Genomic DNA, 10,709 nt, shown 5'->3' on the forward strand with positions numbered 1-10,709 from the left:
CCGGCGGCGGCGAGCAGGTCCGCGGCCAGGCCGGCGGCGGTGTCCAGCACCGCGGCCGGCCCCCCGCGCGCGGGGGTGGGCGCCTCGCGGCGGTCGAGCACCCGCGCACCGGGACCGACGAGGGCGGCGGCGGTCTTGGTGCCGCCGATGTCGATCCCGACGACCGGCTCGGTCATCCCTTCAGACCGGTGTGCGCGAGGCCCTCGACGAACTGCTTCTGCGCGATGACGAACACCGCCAGCACCGGCAGCGCGGTCATCGACGCCGCCGCGAGCTGGACGTCCCACATCGGACCGCCGTACGCGTCGACGAACTGGGTGAGCGCCTGCGGCAGGGTGAACTTGTCCGGCGAGGAGAGGAACACGATCGGTTCCAGGTACAGGTTCCAGCTGTGCAGGAACGTGAAGATGGCCACCGCGCCGAGCGCGGGCCGGGACAGCGGCAGCGCGATCTTCCAGAACGTGGCGAAGCGTCCCAGCCCGTCGACCCGCGCCGCCTCCTCCAGCTCACCGGGGAGGCTGATGAAGAACTGCCGCATGATGAACGTGGCCAGCACGCTCGGCGCCCCGAAGATCGGCACCAGGATCAACGGCCAGTGGGTGTCGATCAGGTCGAGCTTGAAGAACATCTGGAACAGCGGCACGATCGTCACCTCGCTCGGGATGAGCAGGCCCGCGAGGACGACCAGGAACAGCACGTTCTGTCCCCGGAACCGGATCCGCGCGAACGCGTACCCGGCCAGCGACGCCACGGCGAGCGTGCCGACGGTGACCAGCAGCGCGATGTAGAGGCTGTTCAGGTACTGCTGCCCGAACGGCTGCAGCTCGAACACCCGCCGGTACGCGTCCAGCCGCGGATCGGTCGGCAGCAGCTGCGGCGGGAAGGAGAAGATGTCCGCCACCGGCTTCAGCGACGAGGTGACCATCCACCAGGTGGGGAACACGAACGGGACGGCCAGGACCATCAGCACCCCGTAGAGCACCAGCTTGGTCCGCCGGGACAGGTCACGATTCATGGAAGACCCACCTCTTGCGCATCTGCCACTGCAGCACCGTCAGCGCGAGCACGATGACGAAAAGCAGGATCGACAGCGTGGCGCCGTAGCCGAAGTGATGGAACTGGAAGGCCTGCTGGTAGAGGTAGTAGACGAGCACCGTGGTCGAGGTGCCGGGTCCACCCTGGGTCAGCACCGCGATCTGCGCGAACACCTGCAGCGAGCCGACCACCGTGATGATCGACGTGAGCATGATCGTCGGGCTGATCAGCGGCACGGTGATCCGCCAGAACTGGCGCAGCCGGCTCGCGCCGTCGACCTCGGCGGCCTCGTACAGCTCGGCCGGCACGCCCTGGAGGGCGGCCAGGAACAGCACCATGTTCAGGCCGACGTTCTTGAACACCTGCACGACGATCACCGACAGCATCGCCGTGCCCTCGCCGCGCAGCCAGTTGGGGCCGTCGACGCCGATCGTGTCGAGCAGGCCGTTGATGCCGCCGTTGTCCTGCAGCAGGAAGCCCCAGACGATGGTCCACGCGACGAGCGAGACGACCACGGGGGAGAAGAACAGGGTGCGGAACACGATGGTCCCGCGCAGCTTCTGGTTGAGCAGGACGGCCAGCAGCAACGCCAGGCCGAGGTTGAACACGACCAGGCCGACCGAGAACAGGCCGGTCGACCGCAGCACCGGGCCCAGGTTGGGGTCGTCGGCCAGCGCGGCGTAGTTGTCGGTGCCGATGTAGTCGAAGCTGCCGGCCAGCACGTTCCACTCGTGCAGGCTGTACCAGACCACGAGGACCAGCGGCAGGATCACGAAGACCACGCTGCCGAGCAACTGCGGGGTGATGAACAGGTATCCGGTGAGCTGGTCCCGGCGGCGGGTGGTCCAGAACGGCCGGGCCCGGCCCGGGGCGGGCCCGGCAGCAGCCGGGCCCACCCTGGTGTCCGTCTGGGTCATGATCCTCGGCCCTACTTCGCCAGCAGCGGCTGGATCTTGGAGCAGACGCCGTCGAGTACGCCCTTGACGTCCGCGTCCGCCTTCCACAGCGGGTCGAGCGCGGCGCGCACCTGCTGGCTCAGCTCGGCCTGCCCGGAGTGGCTGGGCTTGACAGTGCCGTTGGTGATGCCGTCGATGACGACCTTCTGCAGCTGCTCCGGCTTGAGCTTCGGGTTCGTCTTCGCCAGCGTCTCGGCGGTCAGCTGGGACTGCCGCGGCGGCGGGAAGAACTGGGCCAGCTTCGCCGAGTTGGTGGGGTTGGTGAAGAAGGCCAGGAAGTCGGCGGCCTGCTCGGCGTGCGGGCTCTTCTTCATCACGCCGATGCCGGCCTGGCCGACCACCGCGTACGGGCCCTTCGGACCGGCCGGCAGCGGGACCAGGTCCCAGTCGAAGCCGTTCTCCTTCAGCAGCGAGGCGCGGGAGATCTGGGTGACGGTCATGGCCGCGTCACCGGCGAAGAAGTCGGCGGTCGTGCCCGGACCGGGCAGCGCCTTGCCGGTGAAGATCGCCTTGTGCAGCGTGGTCATCGCCTCGACCATCTCCGGGCTGTTGAACCCGCAGCTGCGGCCGTCCTCGCTCCACGCCTGGGCGCCCCAGCCGGTCCAGAACGTGGCCAGGTTGTCCCAGCCCTTGTAGTCGAAGTCGCGGACCACGAGCCCGGCCTTGCCGGACTTCGCGGCGGTGGCGCCGGCCGCGGCGAGCGCGGTGTCCCAGTTCCACTGCCCGGCCGCGATCAGCTCGGCCGGGGTCTTCTGCCCGGCCTTCTTGAGCATGTCGTTGTTGACGAACACGCCGAACGGCGAGGTCGAGAACGGGTACGCGAAGAGCTTCCCGTCGTTGCGCCACAGCTTCAGCGTGGCGGGGGACAGGTCGTCGTACTGGTAGCCGTCGGCCTTCTTCAGCGTGTCGTCGAGCGGGCTCAGCGCGCCGGAGGCGACGAAGTCCGGAGCCGAGTTCTCGAAGATCCACGCGAGGTCCGGCGCGTTGCCGCCGGCGATCTGCGTGGTGAGCGTCGTGGTGTAGTTCTCGAACGGCAGCGGATCGAACTTGATCTCCGCGACGTCCGGGTTGTTCTTGCGGTACTCGTCGGCGATCTCGTTGAACAGCTTGAGGTGCGCCTCGTTCGCCGACCAGACGGTCATCCGCAGGCTCGCCGGACCGTCGTCCTTGGCGTCGCCGCCACCGCCGCAGGCGGTCAGGGCGAGCACACCGGTCATGGTCGCCGCGACCAGGCCGGACAGTCTTCCGTATCTCACTTTCCTTCTCCTCACCGGGGGTTCAGTAGCCCGCGATCTGCGGCCAGCGGCATTCCACGCCGGCGGCCGAGATGCGGTCCGTGAATTCGGCCAGCAGGCGGGGGGTGCCGCGGACCGCGCGCGGGGACTCGCCCCGCGCAAGGCAGAAGTCGGCCAGCAGGCCGGCGACCTCACCGACGTTCCACTCGACCGGGTGCAGTCGGTAGCTGCCGTTGGTGATGTGCGTGGTACCGATGTTCTTGCCGGCCGGCAGCAGGTTCTCCATCCGCTGCGGGATGAGCGCGCCGAGCGGGATCTCGAACGGGCAGGAGCCGACGTCGATGTAGTTGTCGCCGCCGGTCGACGGGTGCAGGTCGATGCGGTACATGCCGACGCCGATCGAGTCGGGGTAGCTCACCGCGCCGTGCTCGCCGCGTACCGCCAGGGAGAGGTCCTGCTCGACCACCGTGTACTCGGCGCGGATGCGGCGCGACTCCCGGATGTAGGGCGCCTGCGCCAGCCCGTCGGGGCTGCCGGTCACGTCGCCGCGCAGCCGCAGCCCCGGGTAGCCGGTGCCGCCGTCGGGACGGGGCGCCTCGGTCTGCAGCCAGTACAGGACGGAGTACGACAGCTCGCGTGCCTGGGACAGGTGCCAGGACGCGTTCGGCACGTCGATGACCGGGCCCTCGAAGTAGTCGATCATCGGCCAGTTGACGAGCGTGATGTCGCTGCCGTACGCGCCGTCGACGAAGTTGCGCCGCGCGGCGATGCGCCGGAACGTCCACAGGTTGCCGTCGCCCGGGTTGAGCCGCTGGTCGGCGTTGACGCCCAGCGGGTCGTCGTCCGGGTTCGGCGTGAAGCTGCGCTCGACGATCTCCAGCGTGCGCGGGTGGGGTGACCGCCAGGACAGCAGCCGGTCACCCCAGAAGTCCGGCTTGTAGTCGCGCCAGAAGTCGTACCCGGCGGGCCGGTCGATGGTGTGGTCGCCGTCGACGTGGTCCAGCGCGAAGCAGACGGACACCGCCTGCATGTTCAGCGGCTGCGCCTGCGCCGGCGCGCTCGGCTCACCGGTCTGCGCCTGCGACTCGAACCCGGTCACGTACTCGGTGCCGGTCAGCGGCAGCAGCTCACCGGTCTCGGTGGCGTCCAGGACGTACGGCGCCTCCACCTCGATCCGCTCGTCGCGGTCCCGGTGGGCGAGCGTGACGCCGGTGACCCGGTCGCCGTCGGTCTCGGCCGCGACCGGCCGGTACGGCTGCAGCACCGTCAGCCGCCCGGACCCCCGGTACGGCGCGAGCATCTGCTCCAGGACCGCGACCGCCACCCGGGGCTCGTGGCAGAGCCGGCTCACCCAGCCCGCGCCCGGGTTCAGGTCGGTCCACGCCCGGGACCGCTCGGTCAGCGGGTAGTGGCGGCGGTAGTAGTCGCGGATGCCGTCGCGCAACTCCCGGTAGCTCGCGGTGGCGCCGAACTGCTCGATCCAGGAGTGCTCGTCCGGCGGGACCGCCTGGCTGGTGAGCTGCCCGCCGAGCCAGTCGAACTCCTCGGTCAGGATGACGGACCGGCCGGCACGGGCCGCGGCCAGCGCCGCGGCGACACCACCCAGTCCGCCCCCGACGACGAGGACGTCCGCACGCATTAGTACCACTTGCTTCCTTCCAGTTGCGCGGCCGGGCGTGTCAGCGCCGGTCGGCCGCCGATCCAGGGACGCCGAGGGTGTCGCCCTCGACGAGTTCGCAGGGCAGGAGCCGTTGCTGGAGGCCGCCGGCGCTGCCGTCGATGACGCCGGTCAACACCTCGACGGCCTGGCGGCCCATCTCCTCGCGCGGGATGCGGAACCCGGTGAACGTGATGTCCGTGGGCACCGGGACGGTCGGGTCGCCGAGGGTCACGACGGACAGGTCACCGGGCACCGTCAGCCCCTTGCGGCGGGCGGACGCCTCCAGCGCCACGGCGGTGGCGAAGTCCTCCACGAAGGCGACGGTGCTGCCGTCGGCCCGCAGGTCGTCCACTGTGGCGTCGGCGGTCTCCGCCGTCGCGGTGATCTGGCGGGCGCTGTCCGCGCCGGCCGCGCCGGCGTGGAAACCGCTGCGCCGGTCGTGCGAGGACTCGGCCGAGGTGCCCATGCCCACGTACGTCAGGCGCCGGTGCCCCAGCTCCACCGCCCGCTCGGCCAGCCGGTGGACCGCGCTGGCGTAGTCGGCGCCGACGTAGGGCACCGGGCCGCCGGCGTCGTCGCGGCGCCCGACGGCGACGTAGGGGAACCCGTCGCGGTTGAGCCGGAGCAGCTCCGCGCCGTCGATCTCCCGGCCGAGCAGGATGCAGCCGTCGGCCAGCCGCAGCCGGTTGTCCTGGTGGAAGATGCGCCGCCGGCCGTCCACCACCGGGGCGCTGGTGAACAGCAGCAGGTCGCAGCCGACCCGTTCGGCGTACTCCTCGATGCCGAGCAGGAACGGGTGGAAGAAGTCCCGGCTGCCGCTGGGGAAGGCCGGCTCGTAGGTGAAGACGCCGATGATTCGGTTGAACCCGGAGGCGAGGCGGCGGGCGGCCGGGTCGGCGGCGTATCCCGTCTCGGCGATGACCTGCAAGACCCGGTCCCGTGTCTCCGGCGCGATCCGGACGTCGGCGTCGGTGCGGTTGTTGAGCACCAGCGACACGGTCGCCTGGCTGACGCCGGCCATGCGTGCGATGTCACGCTGGGTGACACGCCTGGGGGGAGGGGTCACGTCGGTCCTTCCACTTCCGCTAATGCGTATTAGCGATCGGGTCGGGATGGAGCCTCTCTGCTCTCCCGGCGTCCTGTCAAGGGGTGGCCGGAAGATTTCCGTTCGATGAACTCCCTGATGTAATGCGGATTAGCAACCGCGCCCGCCGCTGCCCTGCGGTTGTTCGGGCGGGAATCTTGACAAGGCCCGACCGGGCGCGCGACAGTAGGCGGGCCTCTGCGCTAATGCGCATTAGCGTGTCGTCGATCGTCCGCACGGATGATCGACGACGCTTGCTTCCCTACCCAGAGTGATTTCGGGTGCGGCCTCTGCCCGCCGCCACCCGGGCGTTACCGTTCTCATCGGACGGTCGTGGCGCCGTCGCGGCGTGGGCTGGACGGCCCGGCTGATCCGGGCCCGGGCGGCCACCGCCCGCCCGGTACGCGCCGAGGCGGGCTGACCTACACCTGGATGTCGAAGCGCTGCAGCACCGAGGGTGCGACCAGCCCCACCGCGGCCAGGACGGACAGGATCGTCATCGCGGTGCGCAGCACCACCGTCTCGGCCTTGCTGCCGGTACGCAGAGCGATCTTGTTGGGCAGGCCGATCATCGTCCACATCCGGCGTTTGATCGGGATGGGCCACAGGATCGGCACCCCGGCCCGGGTGATCATGTCGCCGAGGATGTGCACGAAACAGCCCACCCCGACCGCGAGGCCGATCATCGGATAGCCCCGGTCGCCGGGCAGGTTGGCGAACGTGAACCAGGCCGCGGCGGCGGACACCAGCGTGACCACCACCCAGCCCGCGCGCTCGGCCCACTTGTCGAACAGCCCGCGCAGCGCCAGGCCGATCATGAAGAAGAGGATTCCGACGACGGCCCACTTGCCGTAGTGGGCGCAGAGCGCGGTGGTGCCCCAGCCGACCAGCACGGTGAACGGGATGGTGTGGGTGAGCGTGCGGTGCCCGTTGTTGCGGCGCGGATCCTTGCTGAGCTTGGTGGCGTAGTAGACGCCGAGTGAGATCTTCTCCACCACCTCGGCGACGAAGAGGCTGACCACGCCGAACGTGCGGGCCACGGTGGCGCCGCCCTGGTTGCGGGTGACCTTCCCGGACAGGTCGAGGTCGGGGAAGAGCGCTCCGCCCGCGCAGACCGCAGTGCCCACCGCCAGCGCCAGCGGTGTCTGGTGGTAGTCCGCGAACTGGGCCATGGCCCAGGAGCCGGTCAGCCACACCGCCGCGCCCGAGAGCGCGTGGGACGGTCCCATCATCTCGGCTCGCCCTTCCCGAAGATCTTGATCCACGAAACTACGCCACTGTAGTCAGCCCGTGCGACAGCGGGGCATCAGCCGGACGGTCCACTGGGGAAGGGGTGCCGCGGACGCGCGACGGCGTACCGCTGCCACCCGGAATTATGGCGGGCCGGGCAGCCGGCGCCACGCCGACTGTCGGTGATGGGACGGGGTGCGGCTCAGCCGGCGGTACGGGTGGGCCGGACCGTGCCGAGGCTCGCCCGGATGACCGCGAACTGCTTCGACGCGTCCGCCCAGTCGGCGTCGGACGTGGTCAGCCCGAGCGTCCACCCGGCCCGCTGACCGGGCAGTACGCGCAACGCGCGCATCCGCTCGCCGTACGGCGCGGTCCACCGGCACTCCCACTCCGCGCCCGGACCGTCGGCGGCCAGCCGGATCTTCTCGTACTGCGGCAGCCGACCGGCGGAGGTCAGATCCCGCTCGGACGAGCGCAGCCGGCCCACCGGATCCCCACCCGGATACGGCTCGACGCCGAGGATGCGCCGGGTGGCCGGGTCCTGGAAGCAGGTCGTGTCGCCGGAGCGCAGCTGCAGCCACCCGGCGGGCAGGGCGATGTGGAAGCCGCCGGTGTCGGCGGGCCAGACCCAGCCGGCCGGCACGTTCACCGCCGGGTCCTCGGGAGGTGGGCCCTTGCGGACCGGCGTGCCCGTCACGTCCGGCCGGACGCAGGGGAACGGGGGAGGGGGCACGCCCGGGCCGCCGGGCTGATGATCCCAGGGCCGGGCGACGGCCTCGCCGGACCGGCGCGCCTCCGGATGCTCGTCGGCGCCGTCGGTGACCGCCAGCGCGGTGCCGACGCCGGTCGCCACGGCGAGCAGCACCGCGCCCACGGCGAGCCCCCAGCGTCGCAGCCGCTTCTGATCCTCGGCGTCGAGCGGCCGGTCCGGGGGGCGCGGAACGCCGGTGGGCGGAGGCGGGCCGGCCCGCAGCGCACCGCTGTCGGCGGGGCCGCTGTGGGCGACCGGGGCCGGGCGGGCGACCGGCGCCGCGTCCGGGCCGGGGATGCGCACCGGGCTCAGCGCGTCGGCGCGGGGCGCGGACTCGGGGCCGGTCGGGCTCCCCGGGTCGACGAAGCTGGTGAGGACCGTCGGGCCGAGGCTGACCGGACCCGAGCGGTCCGGGGCAGCCCGGGGCGGCTCCGCCGGCGTGGTCGCGGGGGACTCCGCCCGCTTCAATTCGTCGGACCGGTCCCGCTGCGGCGGCTCCGGGCGGGGGCGCGGCGGTGGCTCGGGTCGGTCCGCCGAGCCCACGGGGCCGGACCGCTCGGCGCCGTCGCGCGGCGCGGGCCGGCCGGAGCGGGCGGCCGTGCCGGAAGGGCCGGACCGGCCGGACTCGCCGGAGCGCTCCGGCAGGTCGGCGGAGTCGGACGGACCGCCCGGCGGTGGCGCCCGGTCACCCTCGGCGGGCGGCGCCCACTCGCTGCGCTTCGCCGCCCGGCTCCAGGCGCGGGCGGCGGCGGCCGGCGGCATCAGGTCCGGGTACACGACGCCCGCCGCCGCAGCCGCCGGCTCGTCACCGGCGCCCGGGGGACGTCCCCGAGCGTCGCCCTCGCGCCCGGCGGCCGGCCGATCGGACGGTACGGCGGACCGGCCCGCGGACCCGCCGGCCGCCGTCGCGTCGGCGTCCGACACCGCGGCCACGCCGAGCAGGCGGGCGGTCTCGTGGTGGCCGAGCCGGGCGCGCGGGTCTCGCCGCAGCAGCCCGGCCAGCACCGGCGTCAGCGGGCCGGCGTGCGGCGCCGGGTCGGGCGGCCGGGTGGCGAGCCGGCGAGCGTGGCCATGGCGGTGCTGCGGGCGTACGGCGAGCGGCCCTCCACGGCGGCGTGCAGCGTGGCGCCGAGCGACCACATGTCCGCCTCGACGCTGGACACGCCCTCGGCGGCCCGCTCCGGCGCCACGTACTGGGGGGAGCCGAGGACCAGGCCGGGGCGGGTCATGGCGCCGTCGCCGCCCTGGAACACGGCCAGCCCGAAGTCGGTGAGCAGCACCCGGCCGTCCCGGGCGAGCAGCACGTTCGCGGGTTTCACGTCCCGGTGCAGCACCCCGGCGTCGTGCGCGGCGCGCAGCCCGGCGAGCACCGCCAGCCCGATCTCGGCGGCCCGCCCGGGCGGCAGCGGCCCGTCGGTCTCGATGAGCTCCTGGAGGGAGCGGGACGGGACGTACTCCATGACCAGCCAGGGGTCGCCCTCGACCCGGACCACGTCGTAGACGCGGACCACGTTGGGATGGTTGAGCCGCGCGGACGTCCGCGCTTCGCGCAGCGTACGGGCGCGCAGTTCGTCCCGCTCGTTCTCGGCGAGCCAGTTCGGCGGCACGACCTGCTTCACCGCGACCTCGCGATGCAGCTCCTCGTCGCGCGCCCGCCAGACCTGGCCCATCCCGCCGCGACCGACCAGGTCGAGCAGGCGGTACCGTCCGGCGATCACTACGTCCCGCACCGCACTCCTCACCGCTGGTCAGTGGTCCACAATAGCCAACGGATCGGACGGTACCTATCGCACGGCGAGACGTCATGCCCTAACTGGCCGTACCGGCGAGCAGATTCCCTTCCGGAATGGTGATCGCGGACCGGTCCCGGGCCAGCAGGGCGGTGGCCCGGCGGGCCTGGAACCCGTCGTGGTCGCGGCGCGCGGCGGCGTAGCTGCCCGCGGTGCGGGCGGCGATCGCGGACCAGGCGTACCGCTGCGTGACCATGGTCCGGGCCCGGCGCGCCACCCGGCGGGCGAACACCTCGTCGGCGAGCAGCCGGTCCACGGCGCCGGCCAGCGCGTCCGGGTCGCCGTGCGGGAACGTCACCCCGGTCACCCCCGGCTCGACGATCTCGGCCAGCCCGCCGGTACGCGCCACCGCCAGCGGCGCGCCGGCGGCCGCCGCCTCCAGCGCGATCATGCCGAACGGCTCGTAGAGGCTGGGGATCACGGTGGCGTCGGTGGCGGCGAGCACCGCGGGCAGCTGGGTGGAATCCATGAAGCCGGCGAACCGGACGTGTCGCCCAGCCGCAGCCGCCGCGCCTGGTCGACGAGCTCGTCCTTGTACGGCCCGTCCCCGGCGATCACCACGCGCAGGCCGGGGTGCCGGTCGGCCAGGCGCGGCACCGCGTGCACCAGGTGCTGCACACCCTTCTCGTAGACCAGGCGGCCGGCGTACCCGACCAGCGGCCCGTCCGCGGCGAAGCGGGCCCGGGCGGAGGCGACCGCCTGCGGCCGGGCCCGCCAGGCCCGGTCGTCGACGCCGTTGGCGACCACGTCGATGCGCCCGGACGGTACGCCGAACAGCCGGGCCACCTGCTCGCGCATGTACCCGGAGCAGGCGATCACCCGCCCGGAGGCGTTGCTCAGCCAGTGCTCGACGCCGTGGATGGTGCGGTTCATCTCCTCCGGCAGCCAGCCCTGGTGCCGGCCCGCCTCGGTGGCGTGGATGGTGGTCACCAGCGGCACGTCCAGGTGCTCGGCAAGCGTGACGGCGG

The 10,709-nt window shown here is 72.6% G+C and carries 8 protein-coding genes and 1 pseudogene; all 9 read right to left on the reverse strand.

Features of this window, described 5'->3' with window-relative positions:
* Positions 1-172 precede the first annotated feature (172 nt).
* Positions 173-1,015 (reverse strand): carbohydrate ABC transporter permease, encoded by an 843-nt coding sequence (locus MCBG_RS30215; RefSeq protein WP_013475968.1) that lies wholly within the window; start codon positions 1,013-1,015, stop codon positions 173-175.
* Complete coding sequence (locus tag MCBG_RS30220) at positions 1,005-1,952, reverse strand: carbohydrate ABC transporter permease (protein ID WP_043329779.1); 948 nt, start codon at positions 1,950-1,952, stop codon at positions 1,005-1,007. The genes MCBG_RS30215 and MCBG_RS30220 overlap by 11 nt, the downstream gene beginning before the upstream one ends.
* 11 nt (positions 1,953-1,963) lie before the next feature.
* Entirely contained in the window at positions 1,964-3,247 is a 1,284-nt protein-coding gene (locus MCBG_RS30225; RefSeq protein ID WP_043329780.1) for an ABC transporter substrate-binding protein, read from the reverse strand.
* A 22-nt stretch (positions 3,248-3,269) separates the two neighbouring features.
* A complete protein-coding gene (locus MCBG_RS30230; RefSeq protein WP_043329781.1) occupies positions 3,270-4,865 on the reverse strand; it encodes an FAD-dependent oxidoreductase in 1,596 nt (531 codons plus the stop codon).
* 40 nt (positions 4,866-4,905) lie between these two features.
* Positions 4,906-5,952: a LacI family DNA-binding transcriptional regulator gene (locus tag MCBG_RS30235; protein ID WP_043329782.1), complete on the reverse strand. Its 1,047-nt coding sequence runs from the start codon at positions 5,950-5,952 to the stop codon at positions 4,906-4,908.
* A gap of 440 nt (positions 5,953-6,392) precedes the next feature.
* A complete protein-coding gene (locus MCBG_RS30240) occupies positions 6,393-7,202 on the reverse strand; it encodes a metal-dependent hydrolase (protein ID WP_043329783.1) in 810 nt (269 codons plus the stop codon).
* 200 nt (positions 7,203-7,402) lie between these two features.
* Positions 7,403-8,956: a hypothetical protein gene (locus MCBG_RS30245; protein WP_223201387.1), complete on the reverse strand. Its 1,554-nt coding sequence runs from the start codon at positions 8,954-8,956 to the stop codon at positions 7,403-7,405.
* Between the two features lie 5 nt (positions 8,957-8,961).
* Positions 8,962-9,681 (reverse strand): serine/threonine-protein kinase, encoded by a 720-nt coding sequence (locus MCBG_RS34550; protein WP_223201388.1) that lies wholly within the window; start codon positions 9,679-9,681, stop codon positions 8,962-8,964.
* Between the two features lie 79 nt (positions 9,682-9,760).
* Positions 9,761-10,709, reverse strand: a pseudogene (locus MCBG_RS30250) (glycosyltransferase family 4 protein); the annotation flags it as partial.

It is taken from the genome of Micromonospora sp. M42, assembly GCF_000568915.1.
Lineage (GTDB): Bacteria > Actinomycetota > Actinomycetes > Mycobacteriales > Micromonosporaceae > Micromonospora > Micromonospora chalcea.